This window comes from Desulfoluna spongiiphila, assembly GCF_900101345.1.
Taxonomy (GTDB): Bacteria; Desulfobacterota; Desulfobacteria; order Desulfobacterales; family Desulfolunaceae; genus Desulfoluna; species Desulfoluna spongiiphila.
Map to the genome: position 1 here is coordinate 211,909 of NZ_FMUX01000004.1, position 14,844 is coordinate 226,752.

At 53.9% G+C, this 14,844-nt stretch carries 12 protein-coding genes and 1 pseudogene; 5 read left to right on the plus strand and 8 right to left on the minus strand.

All coding sequences use genetic code 11. The features are described from left to right. Positions 1-213: 213 nt before the first annotated feature. Complete coding sequence (locus BLQ12_RS07695) at positions 214-1,917, minus strand: DEAD/DEAH box helicase (RefSeq protein WP_092209917.1); 1,704 nt, start codon at positions 1,915-1,917, stop codon at positions 214-216. A gap of 299 nt (positions 1,918-2,216) precedes the next feature. Then, positions 2,217-2,831: a YkgJ family cysteine cluster protein gene (locus tag BLQ12_RS07700; protein ID WP_175469574.1), complete on the minus strand. Its 615-nt coding sequence runs from the start codon at positions 2,829-2,831 to the stop codon at positions 2,217-2,219. A 595-nt stretch (positions 2,832-3,426) separates the two neighbouring features. Here BLQ12_RS07700 and BLQ12_RS07705 point away from each other — a divergent pair. Beyond that, complete coding sequence (locus tag BLQ12_RS07705) at positions 3,427-3,741, plus strand: hypothetical protein (RefSeq protein WP_139163895.1); 315 nt, start codon at positions 3,427-3,429, stop codon at positions 3,739-3,741. A gap of 6 nt (positions 3,742-3,747) precedes the next feature. Here BLQ12_RS07705 and BLQ12_RS07710 read toward each other — a convergent pair whose 3' ends face one another. The 6 genes from BLQ12_RS07710 to BLQ12_RS07735 all read right to left on the minus strand — a co-directional run bounded on the left by BLQ12_RS07710 (position 3,748) and on the right by BLQ12_RS07735 (position 10,917). After that, positions 3,748-4,995 (minus strand): murein transglycosylase domain-containing protein, encoded by a 1,248-nt coding sequence (locus BLQ12_RS07710; RefSeq protein WP_092209923.1) that lies wholly within the window; start codon positions 4,993-4,995, stop codon positions 3,748-3,750. After that, positions 4,977-5,375: a hypothetical protein gene (locus BLQ12_RS07715; protein ID WP_139163896.1), complete on the minus strand. Its 399-nt coding sequence runs from the start codon at positions 5,373-5,375 to the stop codon at positions 4,977-4,979. Before BLQ12_RS07715 ends, BLQ12_RS07710 begins: the two co-directional genes overlap by 19 nt. Before the next feature lie 283 nt (positions 5,376-5,658). Continuing rightward, a complete protein-coding gene (locus tag BLQ12_RS07720) occupies positions 5,659-6,225 on the minus strand; it encodes an LPP20 family lipoprotein (protein ID WP_092209927.1) in 567 nt (188 codons plus the stop codon). 113 nt (positions 6,226-6,338) lie between these two features. Beyond that, positions 6,339-7,949 carry a hypothetical protein gene (locus BLQ12_RS07725; protein ID WP_139163897.1) on the minus strand — a complete coding sequence of 537 codons (1,611 nt, stop codon included), beginning with the start codon at positions 7,947-7,949 and terminating at the stop codon, positions 6,339-6,341. A 365-nt stretch (positions 7,950-8,314) separates the two neighbouring features. Beyond that, positions 8,315-9,229 (minus strand): lysophospholipid acyltransferase family protein, encoded by a 915-nt coding sequence (locus BLQ12_RS07730; protein WP_175469575.1) that lies wholly within the window; start codon positions 9,227-9,229, stop codon positions 8,315-8,317. A gap of 119 nt (positions 9,230-9,348) precedes the next feature. Beyond that, positions 9,349-10,917: a zinc finger protein gene (locus BLQ12_RS07735; protein WP_175469576.1), complete on the minus strand. Its 1,569-nt coding sequence runs from the start codon at positions 10,915-10,917 to the stop codon at positions 9,349-9,351. Positions 10,918-11,349: 432 nt separating this feature from the next. Here BLQ12_RS07735 and BLQ12_RS07740 point away from each other — a divergent pair, with 432 nt between their 5' ends. From BLQ12_RS07740 to BLQ12_RS28305, 4 genes and pseudogenes are all read left to right on the plus strand, one after another. Further along, the gene (locus tag BLQ12_RS07740; RefSeq protein WP_092209933.1) at positions 11,350-11,892 is read left to right on the plus strand and encodes a GrpB family protein; all 543 of its coding nucleotides are present in this window, start codon (positions 11,350-11,352) and stop codon (positions 11,890-11,892) included. Between the two features lie 112 nt (positions 11,893-12,004). Further along, positions 12,005-12,472, plus strand: a complete 468-nt coding sequence (locus BLQ12_RS07745) for a GNAT family N-acetyltransferase (protein WP_092209935.1) — start codon at positions 12,005-12,007, stop codon at positions 12,470-12,472. Positions 12,473-12,727: 255 nt separating this feature from the next. After that, the gene (locus tag BLQ12_RS26930) at positions 12,728-13,228 is read left to right on the plus strand and encodes a hypothetical protein (RefSeq protein ID WP_139163899.1); all 501 of its coding nucleotides are present in this window, start codon (positions 12,728-12,730) and stop codon (positions 13,226-13,228) included. 1,172 nt (positions 13,229-14,400) lie between these two features. Further along, positions 14,401-14,789: pseudogene (locus BLQ12_RS28305) on the plus strand (DUF3465 domain-containing protein). Positions 14,790-14,844: the final 55 nt, after the last annotated feature.

Below are 14,844 nucleotides of genomic sequence, written 5' to 3' on the forward strand. Positions count from 1 at the left end.
GTGAAAAACGGCCTCCGGCGGCAAAGTGTGCCACCTTGAAAGCAGGTTGCGGATGCTTTTCTTCAACCTGTTCTGTTAATTTTTCAAACAGTTAGACCCGGCAGGGCCGCCGGAGAAATAAGCAGACACACGACAAAAACAAAAACGGCCGACGTCATGGGACGTCGGCCGTTTTTGTTTAATACGAGATTGTGCTACGGGTCAGGACACTTTTCAGGAAGCCCGTCGTCCCTGGGGTCGGCGACCGCCGCGGTTTACCCGCCGTCCTCCGCGCCAGGGGGAGTCTCCCCCGCCCTGCAGTTCAACGAACAGGCGCTGACCGTCCAGGGTCGCCCCTTTCATGGCATGAAAGACGTGGCGGGCGAGACCGCCCTCCACCTCAAAATAGGATGCATCCTTGCCGATATCAATGCGCCCGATCTGGCGGGATGAGATCCCGGCCCGGTCGCACACCAGGCGAATGACAGCCCCCTGGTTGATGCGGTTGTTGGCGCCCTTGTTAAAGGTGATGCGCTGCATGCCGGAAGAGCGTGAGTCCCCATGGGAGCGGTTCCCCTTGTCGGGCCGTGATCGGCGGGGCTGGGCCCCCCGGTCGTTGACGTCTTCCGCACCTTTGTACGAAGCGGCCACGCTGTTGAAGCGCTCGGCAACGATCTGGTTGATGAGCTCCTCTTTTGAGAGCCCCTCAAGGGATTCGTAAACCGAAGGAAGGTACTCGCCCACGGCGTCGTAATCCACTTCAACGGCCTTGAGCTTCTCCACCATATCGGCCAGTTTCAGCTTGCAGATCACGTCCCCTTCGGGCACCTTGCACGCGGTAAAGCGGATCCCGCATTTTGCGGCCACAAGACCCAGCTTGCGGTGATCTCGCCAGTTCATGATAACAAGGGATTTTCCGGATCGCCCGGCACGGGCCGTCCGACCGCTGCGGTGGGTATAGGCAGCCACCTCATCGGGGAGACCGAAGTGGATCACATGGGAGATCCCTTCCACATCAATACCACGCGCGGCAACATCCGTTGCCACAAGAAGCTTCAGACGACGGTTCCTGAATCGCTGCATGACCACATCACGCTGCTGCTGGGAGAGATCCCCGTGGAGGGCATCGGCATCGTAGCCCGCCTCGAGAAGGGACTCAGCCACCTGACGCGTTTCATGGCGGGTACGGCAGAACACCACCCCGTAAATATCCGGATAGGCATCGATGATGCGCTTCAGGGCCACAAGCTGGGAGCCGGGGCGAACCACGTAGTTTTCGTGGTCAATACGCGCCGAGGTGCTGTTCTTCTTACCCACGGTCACTTCCACCGGGTCGGTCATGAACCCGCGGGCAATGGCCGCAACGCCCTTGGGCATGGTGGCGGAAAAAAGCCAGGTGGAAGAAGAGTCCGGGGTCTCCTTGAGGATGTCGTCGATGGCCTCTTTAAAACCCATGTTGAGCATTTCATCGGCCTCATCCAGGACCACATTGGTCACGCCGGAAAGGTCCACGACACCGCGTCCCATAAGGTCCAGGAGACGACCGGGGGTGGCCACCACAATCTGGGAACCACGCTTGACCTGACGAATCTGAAGGGCCATGGAAGAGCCTCCGTAAATGGAGGCAATCTGCAACGAGGGGATTTTCGCCCCATAGGCAAGGAAATCACGGGAAATCTGAATGCACAGCTCACGGGTGGGGCAAAGGACTACGGCCTGGATATGTCGCCGATCCGTCTGAATGCGGTTGATCAGGGGAAGACCGAAGGCTGCCGTTTTACCGGTTCCGGTCTGGGCAAGGGCCACGAGGTCGCCCGTGCTCTCCCGAAGGGTGGCAAGGGCTTTTTCCTGAATGGGGGTAGGCTCGGTGAACCCGAGGGCGGCGACGGCTTCAACCAGTTCTTGACGTAATCCAAACTCTTCAAAACAAACGGACATAATATTCGCTTACTCTCTTTCATCACGCACGGGCGTGGTGGTGGTTGTCGCAAACCGTCACCGAATCCACTGATATCTTCCCTTTCTCGTGCCGGCACCGCAGTGCACCTCAAGGCACAAGAGACATCAAACCCAGGACGTGTCGCGAACATTTTTTCAAAAGGCCTTTGGTAAAGGCCATGGTGAGTTTCCGGGTCATTACCCGAAAACGAAAAGAACAAAAAGGGCGACACGCAGGCTCTTGTTCAGCCAGGTGAGTCGCCCGAACACAAATGAGGCAGGCTCCGTAGCAACGGAACCTATATTAAACATGCCATGGCTTCAGGAAGGGGCAAAACGCCACCTCCGGGCCAGGGCATGATACGTGCGAGTTCATCTCGAACCACCCCGAGGATATAGTTCCGGAAAGGGGTGTTGTCGATCTCTGCGCCGGTCTCCCGGGCCAAAAAGGCCCTTCGGCACTGCTCCCTGTTCAGGGCATGCCACGCTCGGCACACCAGGGGGCGTACCGGATACACCCGGCAGACGCTCTCATGCAGAAAAATACAAGGTGTCTGATCCCAGACGGCGACGCGCTCTTCAAGGGAACGACCCTCCGTGAGATCCCGATTACGGGCAATGCGGGCCAGCGTGTCGTCTCGATGGGCACGGCTGAAGTTCTCGTTGATCCAGCCTCGCAGCCACTCGGCTTCGGGTTTGGACACGGGAACCTGGGCATGGCAACACCAGCCGCAGCCTTTCTCACAGTCTGACGTGCCTTCCATCCCCTGGCTTGTTTCCACCTTTTTTACCATGTACTCGCCCATCTCGCACGCCCTGGCGGCAAGACGGGCCCCTGTCTCCTCCGGCGAGCACGCGCCGGCAACACGCGCCAGCATATCGCTGACCGCAGCGTCCCATGCATCCTCTGCCATGGTTGCCCCTTTATCTAAAGGAAAACCTGGCCCAAGGTCACGCAACACCATGTTGGATCCATCTTGAGAAGGGCTTTATAAAACGGCGGGAACGTTCAGGTGTGAGGTCGCCTTGATATAAGGATCTCCAAAAGGAGTCAGGTACGGCCCGGAGCATCGGTCATTCGCGGCAGGATGTCAACTTATTTCTTTATAAATATCCGAACGTGCGCGGTATTTTCCCCAACCCCGCAGCCCCCGCAAAGGGGCAAAACAAATTTTTAAGGTGGATTCAGGATGTTATTTATGATACGTATGGTATCGTTTGACAAAGACACCCGGTAACGGGGCGCCTTGAGGTTGGCAACAGCGGCCATGACTTTTATATCGTTGTTTCCCGCCCCGGCAACATCCCCCCGGCGTGCCACGTTTTTTTTTGAAGGAGTATGATTGCATGAGCCCTGAAAAAGTATCGATCGGGATCGTAACAGCCTTGACGATTTTCATCGCTTCCTGCGGTGGATCTTCCATGAAATCTGGACCCAGCCATACCTCACGCGACATGGGTCACAACACGCAAATGTCACAGATGGATACCACCCGGGCATGTGAACAGATGCCCGAACGCATATACGAAAAAGACGGATGGAAGCTCGTGGTCTACGTCACCAACAAAGGGACCCGAAGCCAGGGCATCCACGGTGACCTCTTCCACAACGGCACCCCCGTTTCAGGCAAACGCGGCCAAACCCTGACCACCCCCCTTGGGGATGTCTACTACCACGGCTCCGAAATGGAGAGGGCCAACCTCTGGGACACCACAGGCTGGACCATCTCTGGAAAATCAGGTTTCTTCAACCTCTCCACCCCGCCATCCGAGTCCAGCGGTGACGAGCAGGCCTCGCGCCCCCTGGAGTACGGCATCGGCTGATACCCGTCACACGGCCTGATACGATGGAATTCGCTTAGAAACCCGCTGCAGATAGTCGCGGGTTTCTTTGTGGGGCAATTTTCGGATGAGCACCTTATACACCTTCTCAGGCGGCATGCTGTTGATCTTCTTTGCCGCCTTGTTTATGTTCGTGGTCCCGATGAAGGCCCGCGCCACATTGCCCGCCCCGGTGTTGTACGCGGCAATAACGCAGTACAGACGGCTTTCCGGGTTTTTAACGGACGCCAGGTAGCGATCGTTTAAAATGTAGAGATACGCCACCCCCATGGCAATGTTGTTTCCGCTGTTGTAGAGGTACGAAGGCGACAGCACCACGTCTTTTCCAAGCACCACCTTGGAGGCGTCCCGACCTGCACTTTTGGGCACGATCTGCATGAGCCCGTAGGCCGGGACATACGAACGCGCCATGGGATTGAACGCACTTTCCGTTTCCATGACCGCAAACACAAGGGCCGGGTCCACCCCGCGCTTGGCCGCCTGCCTTTTCACATCCGGCAGATACGCCCTGGCCTTGACGGCGCGCCCGGTGGTGGGAATCTTCACCTCAAGGGTCACCATCTCCGCGTTGGCCTGCCTGGGGGCTTTCTTCTTTCCCATGGTCGCCGACCCCATCATCCCAGCCACGGAAGCATCAATCTCTTTGGTGGTGGGACGCAGTTTTCCCGTCACCATATCGGCCACGATGGGCTTGTTCCCCACCTCGGCCCCCTGCAGATGCGAGGGGGTCACCTTCTTTTTCAGCTTCTTCTCCACCCCCGTGGTAAACTGATCGGCCTTGTATGCCCCTTTGGCGCTTTGGTTCATCAGGTCCTTCAAATGCCCCTCAAGGACCTTGACCGGCTCTTTTTCCGATGCGGGAACCACCGCGCTTATCCTGATGACGCCCTTCTCATAGTCCACGACCTTCTTGACTTTGTAATCGGACGAGTAACCCACGTAAGTCTTTTTCGTCGTGACCTCGGGCTTGCCCCACACCTTGAGGATCTCGCCGCGATACCGGGCAAACTCCTCATCGATGATGGTTTTGTAGGCCGCATACTCCCGCGCAACCCGGGCTTTGTAGCTTTCGAATTCCGCCTCATCGTTTTTAAACGAGTTAAATTCATTCTGCATGTCTGAAAACTCGTCGGCCCGCACCGGCTGCGCCCACGCCAGAAAACCGGCAAGGCAAAGGACCATGGCCACCCCTTTCAGGGCACCGGCATGCCATGCATTCAGTTTGAAATCACCCATACGAACAGCTCCTCGGTTACGGGGTCCCTCCAGGATGCCTTGACAACGGCCGTCACCTTCTGGTTGTCGACAGTCTGGAAACTCCAGCTCTCCATGCTGGTTGTCGTTCCGGCCCGTGTGCCGGACGTCCCCACCAGCGCCACGTTGCTGATGGTCATCCCTTTCTGCATGGCAATTTCATCGAGTCCTCGCCGAATGGCCACTTTCCGCTGGGCGCTGAACCCGTTGATGTGGGGCCGGCAACTGCCCACCCCCGCGACCTTCCCACCATTGGAAGGGTTCATAACCCAGGCAGGAGGCTGTTTTACAGGCGCCGCCACAGGGCTGCACCCCCCAATGGCCACCAAACAGGCCATGATACCCACATAAACAATTCTCACACCGCTTCCTCCCATGTGATGCGCTTCCACCCATATTTCCCGCACAGTCACCAACCGCCCGGAAAAACCCGACATCACGAAACAGAACACCGCGTCCGTGAACAAGCATCACACACACGGCAAAAAAAACACGAGAAACCCGGCACCATGACACCCACTGGCACTCACCCCACACCGGGCACCGGCCGAGCCCTCCCCCTCTTCTCTTTAAAGCAAGGGGGTGGCCGCACACAGCCTCCCCCCTTGCCCTTATACTGTCTCAGTCAGCTGTACCCGAAAAGGGTTACATGCCGCCGAACTCTTTTTCGATCTCTTTGTCCAGCTCTTCCTGGCCTTTTTTGGCCTGGAATTTCTGCCAGAGAGCCTTGTCGTTCTTGTAGCTGGTCACGGCCGCCTGCTTCATGGCATCGGCAACACCTGCCACCGCTTCGGGCTGAAGAGCCACGAGCACGTAGATCTCTTCGTTGGCCTTGTCAAGGTGAACATTTTTGATCTGGCTTCCGGTCAGATCCACCTTGGCTACCTGCTTGGACACGTTGGTGAACACCTTGTCCACGGTGGTGTCGTCGCCGACGCCGGTGGTCTCGGTGAAGTTTTTGATCATGTTCTTCACCTTGACGTTGATGGTGCGGGCAATTTCGTCACGGGCGTTGGAGGTGGCTTCAAGCTTGGCAAAGCTCATCCCCGCAGGGCCCACCTTGGCAGAACCCACAGCACTGATACCACCTTCAGGGGGCATCAGGACCCAGGAAGGAAGGTCACTGGGAGCAACCTCGGGGCTGCTCTGGCAACCGGTCATTACAAATGCACAACACACCACCAGCAGTACCGCTGTCCATACTCGTTTCATCGTCTCATTCTCCTTTGTGTAATTGATGGAAGGGGCCCGGTATATTTGGTTTCGAGACCACCACCCTGTTACGGCATCCTTCACTATGGCCCAAGCTGTAACACACGGGTCGGTTACTGCCAGTTCCGGATTTTTACTACATTGGGACTCCGCCGTTTGTACTTGGGCATCGCCATACCGGCAGATGCGTTGATATACGTCGGGTCACAAACTATATATTTCCTGTTGTTCATCACCACATAATCACCGGCCACGTTGTCGCTGAAGCGAACCGCGGTTGCCACATGACCGGGGTAGTTGAGGCCCACCACGTCCAGTTTCAGGACCCGCCGCACGAGGTAGGCAAAAAGAAAGGAGCGGTCCTCACAATCCGAATACGGATACCAGAGGGTCTCTTCCGGCAGCATGTACTTCTCACGGCCGAGCTGGTCGTCATCGGTTTTATAGGCAAACGCTTTTTGCGAAAAGCCCAGGAGGTAATCCACGGCTTCTTTCTCGCTTTTGCCCTCAAGCCTGTCCTTCAGCTCCTTGACCATGGAGTAGTTCAGTTCATCCGAGGCCAGGGCATCAAAATAGATCTTGATGTTGGTCTGGGGGTAGTATCGGTAGTAGTCCACCAGGCTCTTGTTGTAGGAAACCTTAAGGGCCTGGGGCACCCCACCGTATTCAAAGCTCAGTTCTTTTTCAGTGATCTCGGGGCCGAGGGCGGGCACCTTGAGAATCCTGTAGTCCATCAGCCGCTCAGACTGCGGGTACTTCCCCTTGTACGTGTAGAGCCGGCCCAGCTTTTCCCTGCTGCCGTCAAAGGTCATGGCGTAGTACCGGGTTCCCTGCAGGGTGAGGTACGACACGCTGTAGAGGGTGTTGCGGGACGGAAGCAGCAGGTAGACCCGATTATCGGAGTAGCCCACCCTGGCGTCATAGCCGCTCTTCACCGACATAAACCAGGTAAACAGGTTGGCCAGGTTCCGGTCGCCGTCATGGACCGCCATGCCGCAGGTAAAAAGAAAGTTGTGATAGCCCCAGTCATTGAGGCCGAGACTCTCTGACTTTTCCCTGGCCTGCGACAAAAAGGCCTCAAATTTTGACGACTGGCTCATGGCCTCCCAATAAGAGGCAATAGCCGGTTTCAAAGGCTTTGCAAGCGGCGTATGGGGAAAGGAGAACTCGCCGTGGAACAAGTGATTGGCTCCGAAAAAAGCGATGGAGAGCCCCACAGGGACCATCTCGGTCTCCATTCCGGAGGGATCGTCAAAGGGCGACGGCTCTTCCGGCACAGGGGGAACCTCGGGCAGGGGCGCGGGTTCAACGGCAACCGGAGGCTCAATCGGCTCCGGCGAAACGCCCTCCCCGTCCGGGACAACCTCGGGCTCCGGGGGCAAAGACGGCGGCAACGCAGGAAGAACAATCTCGCCCACCGGCGTGGCAGGCTCAGGGGGCGTTTCAACGCCCTCCTCTTCTGCAGGCACGGGCTCCGGAGGCTTGGCAACGGGCATGGCAGAGGGCTTGGGAACACTGTCCCTGACGACCCCGCGGGATGCGTCGAACTCGGCCCACTGAGCCTTGAGAAAACTGACGAATTCCGCGTCCCGCTCATCGCGAAATTGCGTAAAGCTTCCCATTTCACTTTTGGCAAAATCTTCAAACTCGTCGGCTGATAGAGGCATCGCAAGCAGCAACGCCAAGATGATGAGACACCCGTTACGCATAGTAGATGAAGCCATAATCTTAAATTCTCCGTGTATGGAAGATGGCAGGCGCCATGATTTTTTCGCTATGGTTTATCCCCAATAAATACATGAACCCGCCTCTGTTTTCAATGGCCTTTCGCGCTGTCGGCTGGCCCGACACACAGGCCAGACAACCTTGACACGTACCCATATATCTATCACAGAGATGCGCTCAGGGGTTGTGAGTGGGATCACAGAACCAAGATATATCACGCCCTTTGTTTTCAAGGTTTCCGCCCTGCGGAACGGGCCATGTGACATGACGTGTCTGGTATGCCGTGGCTGCGGGCAACCAACCGGACATCACGCGTGCGCGATGACCAAAGGGAGTGGGGTTAACGGGAAACGATCAGCACGCCTCACGCAGCCGTCCTGGTAGGCTGCTTCTTCCATCGGGAGTGCATCCAGATCCACTGCCTGGGATACCGGCGGATCATGGACTCATACACATCGGAACATCGCTGGGTATTCACCTGCGCATCGGCGTAAGGCTCATCGGTTCGTTGAAGGGAAAGAGGGGGCTGGCATTCAATGGTATAGGTGTAATCATCATTGAGACGGATAAAGACGGGAACAATGGGTATATCATGCTGAACCGCCATCATGGCGGGGATCACAGCGGTGTGGGCAGGCTTGCCGAAAAAGTCCACAAACACCCCTTTCACCTTGGTATCCAGATCAAAAAGCATACCGTAAACACAGCCGTTTTTCAACCCGTCCACCATGGTCTTCAAGGCATTTCCGCGAGCGGTATTTGAATAGCCGGCCTTATTACGGTACCCCACAATGATGGCATCGAGTCGCGGATCATAGGAACGCTTAGCGATGACGCGCAGGGGAATCCCCTTTTGCACCAGCCAGGTTCCCATGAGCTCCCAGTTGCTGAAGTGGCCGGTCTGAAGAAGGACACCGTTGCCTTCGGCCACCGCATCGGTAAGGTACTCAAAATTTTCTACCGTCACAATGCGGTCCAGGCCTTGGCTTACCAGGTTGGGCAATCGCACGGCATCGGCAACGCACACAGCGATGTTATCGAAGACACCCTTGGACAGTTGAATGATCTCCTTTTTGGACAACTCCTTCCCGAAAGCACCCGTCAGGTGCTTGAGGCTCTTCTTTCGTTCATAGAGGGCAAGGTGCCAGGCGAGACGGCCGATCCCACGCATCAGCAGGATAGAGGCGCGACGGTTGAGAGCCCGAAGCAGAGAAATGAGAACCACAATGCTATAATAGATAATATCGTTTTTTATCTTTTTCACGAAACGCTTGTTCATTAAACCAGTCCAAACCATGCTGATAATCGTAAAAAACAATGCCGCACACGGCATTCGGTCGTTGCGATGCATTGGCCGCAGCGGCCCATGTCGGACACAGGCATATCACAGCCGACTGGTCAAGGAAACTCCCTTTGTATGGTCCCGGCCACAAGGTGCTCAAAGGTGAGCGCCCTGGGCATGGCAAGGGTACGGAAATAGAGGACTCCAGCTGTTTTTGCGCCTGGAGTAAGCTTGCCCTGGAACCCTGTCTCCATCACGTTATTGTACTTCAGGCTCTTCCCGTTTCGTGTTTCAAGGGTAAAAAAATCGGGGTTGATGTACAGCGTCGCATCGCTTGTATTGCGTAGCCAAATGGTTATTTTCCGTTGTTTCGCATGAATGGCCTTTCCCCGCCCCTCATCACGAAGCGCCATCTGAAGACTGCCATTGCCCTTGTAGTACAGGAGATCCGCATGGATCAGCTTGGACCGAAGTTCTTTGAAGGTCCGGTCCTGGGGATAAAATCCCACGGCCTTATCAATAAGGGCAACCGCCTTTGCGCTCTGGGCCGCGTCGTTCTTGCGGCCCTGATAAAGCCTCAAGGCCTTGTCATAGCATTGACCGGCAAAACGTTTCTTGTAAAAATCCTGTTTTGATTTGTAAAAGGAGCTGGAAGGGTCCAAGGCCACGAGCCTTGTAAATAAGGTGTAATTGGTCTCAAATTTCCAGGCTGGAACCGCCAGTACCCTGGCGTAGGTCTCTTTTTCCTCCAGGTACCGCTCCAGGGGCTCTGTCTTTGCCTGAAGGGGCTCGATATCAAACCGGTCCAGGGCGGCCCGGGCCTCTTTGAATTTTTTCCCGTCTGCAAGGGAACGGATCTCAGCACCAATGGCAGCATGATTGCGAGTAAACTCATCAACGAGGGTTGCCTCAAGCTTGAGCCGTGACCGCTGCTCCCACTCTGTTTTAAGGAAAAGGCCACCCTTCCATGCAAACGGCAGAGCCACCAGCAACAAAACGATGCCAAGGGCAAGGCCATACCATTTCGGCGGCACCGATTTCATCCGAGCCCCCACCCCCTGCAGCCCTTTAAGGGCTGTCTCACCCCTGCCCGAAAGATCCACATCCTCCCAGGCTTCCTTCACCCGCTGTCCCGTGGCTTTGGCACCGGACCAGGATTCGAGTTTCGTCTCGGGCACATACGGGGTATAGCCCGTACCCGTGTCCAGGGCACTCTCCCCGAGGTCATCCAGCAGCACCCCGCGGCCTGCAGGTGAAGAAGGGCCCGCCACCGCCCCGTTGCCATTTCCCCCTGCCCGCTTGAGCTTGCTGAAAATAACGCCGCAGCGACCACACTCAAGGGCCTCCGTATCGTTTCGAAAACCGCACTGCGGACACAAAAACGCATCGGAATGAAAGTCCGAGGGGATACTCTCCATCTCCAGGGACACGGCAGAGGCCTCCGACGGCTCCGACGGCTCGGGTACCTCACCGCCCCCTGCCATGACAAGGGGCTCCTCCTCCGGTTCGTCGATCCCCAATTCCCGGCGCAACTCTTTCTGCTGAAGGTGATAGCGTTCCATCGCCTCCTCGCTCCGCCGTTGCTCAATAGCTATGGACTCCGCAGAAAGGGCCATGTCCGATCCGCAGGCTATGCACTCCGCATCTTCCGGGTCGTTCAGATATCCGCATACCGGGCATTTCATCCCATTTTCAGAAAACGACATAGTCACCTGTAACGTACCAAGTGGTACCAAAGAGTAGAGGTAAGTACCTGAAATAAATGACAACCAGATTATCTACACAAGCTAAACTTACAACAACTCGCCTGATAGCGCAACAGAGATAGTTTTAACCCGATTGTACCCCCGGTTATCCCACGAGCCCGTTTGTGAATAAGGCAACGGCCGTTCCAATTGGTCGATCCCCTTGGCACGAAACGAGAGCCAAGCCCTTCATATCCTCTCCTTGCCATGATCTATTTCAATAGAGTAAGAATGAAATCACGCGATTGGATTACACCCGCCCCGGATAATTCACGCCAACGTTCTGATGCCGCGGAAGACAAGGTTGCTGGGCACGCTGTAATAAGTTTCAACCACATCCCTCAAACAGCTTAATGATCGGAGTCTTAAGAAATGAACGTCAATGTTGTCACGTATTCTTCGGAATGGAAAATCTGGTTCAAAAACTTGTCATGTAACCTATCGGATGCCCTTCGGGACGTCTCATGTCGCATTGAGCATGTCGGAAGCACTTCTGTTGAAGGCTTGGACTCCAAGCCAATAATAGACATAGATATTATCTTAGAGGATTTCGATGGTTTTGAGCCTGCAAAAAAAACACTTGAAGGAATCGGTTATTGCCATAGAGGCAATTTAGGCCTTGAGGGACGTGAAATGTTTGAAATCAGCAACCCGATACATCCCCACAACCTATATGTATGTGACCCCCATGCTTTAGCTGTAAAAAACCACCTGGTCTTCAGGGAGCATCTTAGAAGTCATCCTGGCATTGCCAAAAAGTATGCACGTCTCAAACATGAACTTGCTGAAAAATACCCCCATGATGTAGATACCTATTGCGAAGCAAAAACGGAATTTATCTCAAGCATTCTTTCTCAATGTGATTTTTCCCTTACTGAAATATATGCTATAAAAAAAGCAAACAAGGTTGAGTAGCCGTGGGTTTCTCCCCAGCCCCAACGCCATCCGGGTCAACACGGCACTCCCGTGGGCCGAAGCATATGCTATGCGCCGCATAATCGCACGAATCAATAACAGGGAATAAAAAGTGACGACTACACTTGAGCTGGCAAACATTGACGATGCAGAGATTCTCAATTCCACCAGTATCGAGGCGTTTACGGGTGATTATGAAGAGTACGGCTCTTATCCTCCGGGTATTGGATCGATAGGTTGGCATCAATCAGAAATCGAAAAAGGCCATTATTATAAAATTCAATTTAATGGTGAGACTGCAGGTGGAATCTGCGTCATCCCATCGGATAATGACCGCATCGAAATAAAGTACTTTTTCATCACTGAAAAATACCAAAACAGACAAATTGGCTCAACGACCATAGAGCTAATCGAGAAGCAGTATAGCGACGCAGCCGTTTGGGTATTATCAACCCCCTATAAATCGTTTCGAAACCATCACTTTTATGAAAAAAACGGATTTATAAAGGTTGGTGAATCCCAGCCAATCCCCAACAATCCGTTCAGGCTTTTTGAGTATAAAAAAGAAATCGGGAAATAGCAGCTTGTCGGATAGCCGGTGTTTTCAAATCCATACCCCACCCCCCACGGCATACTGACCTTTTGCGGATGCTGCTCAGACTGCGAAAATAGAACCGCTCAGAACCCAATCACGCATTATGAGGCTTCAAAGGCTCGGCTGCGGCATCAGGCCTTGTAGGCGATTCACCCATCACCCATTGATCTTCCATGGAAAGCCCCCTCACGCTCATGACTCCGTTCCATTACCACCAGACGAAACCTCACGGCGCGGACCTTGTCATCGACCATTGCTTATGGTAAACCGTTGTTTAGCCACAAGGATACCCGCTTAGACTTTCCTATAAAGGACTTACTGACCGCCGCAATAAATCACACCCAAGACGGTCGTTCACAGCGGCTTGCGGAGGAATCCCAAGAAGCCAAACGTTTTTTTGCTCCACATTTTTCGCTCGGTGAAACCGATCGTCAGGTATTGAATCACAGCCCCCCCCCTTACGTTTGTGTACATCAACCACATCGCAGGACTGGAGGGATAAAAGTGCATCCAAAACACCTCACCTTTTTATTCTTTATTGTTTTATTAATTGGGGGTTGCGGGGGTTCGTCAGATGACATGGCGCCAAACAATCCGGACAATCGAGAAAACACATTCATCCCCGAGCAACAAGTAGAACTCATTCAAGAAACATACCTCCACAGCAGAGTGACTCTGTATTCGAAAAAGAATACGTTCAAATCAGTGATAATTTCAGCGCTTGGAGTGGGCGATCAGTAGCCAACAATACAAGTGGTTGTATTGACGGGCCAGTCGTTGAAAATTACAATTTAAATAGTTCAGCAGTCCATTGCCTTAATTTTTCCTTTATGTGGGAAGGAGATGCAAAAATATTAGGGGGGTGCACGGCATATCCGAAAGATAATTATGGTTTAATAGTAGAGATATTAGATAGAGGCACTGTATCTAAAACATATAGGGTTAAACTTGAGGATGAAGGCTATTGGAAATATACGAGTATTAATTTTTCTCACAAACCAAGCAATAATATTTCAGTTGTCCTTAAGTGTGAAGTACAATCGCTAACCATCGAAGATTTTTCGATCCGTGAAGTAGACAACCCGGGTGGCATTACCATTGGGGCGAAATAGCCAAGGGATCGGCCGGAAAATAATGATAGACCATGAAGTGTTGGCCCCTTGAGCGATACCGGGAGTTCACCGAACGGTAAGGCTCATGGAGAGTTATTTCATACGCCAATACGTGTATATTTTATTTTTGCCAGTGCCCCAACCGGATAGCCGGGTCAGGGCACATACCTGACCATCCTCAAAGACATTTGGACCGTAGCAAAAAAACAGAACCAAACCTGAGTCTGTTCCGAATGCCTTTCAATACCAGATAAAAATGTGGCCTTTATCTACACGCCCGGGCATTTGCCTTACATCCTCGAACCCTGAATTTCGTCCTGTTGTGCTGGTGATTCGGAATCCCCTGTCTCTCATCCTCCGGGGCCGTTAAAAAACGGATAACACTCACTCCGGCCGGCTTGCCTGTTTGTCGCCCGTAAGATTTTCCGCAGAAGGCCACTCTATCCCGGACATTTCATGAGAAAACAATCAGGACAATACGGCGCCATTACGGCTGGTTACTATTAAAAATTTAAGCATCCCAAAAAGACAAACGGCAATTCACCAGTTTTAATATGGGGACGCTCGACCCGTTAAAATTTCCGGGTTATAGGATCGTTCCCGCTTGCTCTCGTGATATTCGCAACCGGCTTTCCTCCAGCTGAAACATAACAGCGCCATCCTTGTCTTAACATACGTAAAGCGTTTCATCCGGTCAGCCGGTATGACACGCCCTGAGGCGACAGCATGGGGAGCCTGACATGAAAAAAATAGTGATTATTGCCCTTATCGGTTTGGGTGCCTACGGGGGCTTTTACTCGGGTGAATATCCCTTCTTCCATCAAGCCCCTCTTTTCCCTCTTCTCATCCGAGGCGTCTTCAAGCGATGAAGCCCTTCAGAGAGCATTGGACAAAAAGCTCAGTGCTATCCAGGTCGGCGGCTCGGGTAAAGTGATCACCATTTTACCCCACGACACCCAGGGGAGCAGGCACCAACGCGTTATTGGTCGCCTCGATTCCGGTCAAACACCTCTGATGGCCCACGCATTGACGCGCTCCGGGTCGGCGACCACATCAATTTCTTCGTCCAATACGAGTGGAACGGCAAAGGTGGCGTTGTTCACTGGACGCCCCATGACCCCAGCGGGCGCCATGAGGTGGGGCTGGTTGAACCATGGAGGCAACCTGTACCGATAAATCTGACACCTTAAACAATCCTGCCCGGATTACCTTTCGATCTGTATCACCCAGATAGCGCCATGCAGG

What these genes read in the sequence shown, in the direction of transcription:
- BLQ12_RS07740 (WP_092209933.1), top strand. Translation starts at nt 11,350, where the DNA reads ATGAACGTCAATGTTGTCACGTATTCTTCGGAATGGAAAATCTGGTTC.
- BLQ12_RS07705 (WP_139163895.1), top strand. Translation starts at nt 3,427, where the DNA reads ATGCCCGAACGCATATACGAAAAAGACGGATGGAAGCTCGTGGTCTAC.
- BLQ12_RS07735 (WP_175469576.1), bottom strand. Translation starts at nt 10,917, where the DNA reads ATGAAATGCCCGGTATGCGGATATCTGAACGACCCGGAAGATGCGGAG.
- BLQ12_RS07720 (WP_092209927.1), bottom strand. Translation starts at nt 6,225, where the DNA reads ATGAAACGAGTATGGACAGCGGTACTGCTGGTGGTGTGTTGTGCATTT.
- BLQ12_RS07695 (WP_092209917.1), bottom strand. Translation starts at nt 1,917, where the DNA reads ATGTCCGTTTGTTTTGAAGAGTTTGGATTACGTCAAGAACTGGTTGAA.
- BLQ12_RS07710 (WP_092209923.1), bottom strand. Translation starts at nt 4,995, where the DNA reads ATGGGTGATTTCAAACTGAATGCATGGCATGCCGGTGCCCTGAAAGGG.
- BLQ12_RS07730 (WP_175469575.1), bottom strand. Translation starts at nt 9,229, where the DNA reads ATGAACAAGCGTTTCGTGAAAAAGATAAAAAACGATATTATCTATTAT.
- BLQ12_RS07700 (WP_175469574.1), bottom strand. Translation starts at nt 2,831, where the DNA reads ATGGCAGAGGATGCATGGGACGCTGCGGTCAGCGATATGCTGGCGCGT.
- BLQ12_RS07725 (WP_139163897.1), bottom strand. Translation starts at nt 7,949, where the DNA reads ATGGCTTCATCTACTATGCGTAACGGGTGTCTCATCATCTTGGCGTTG.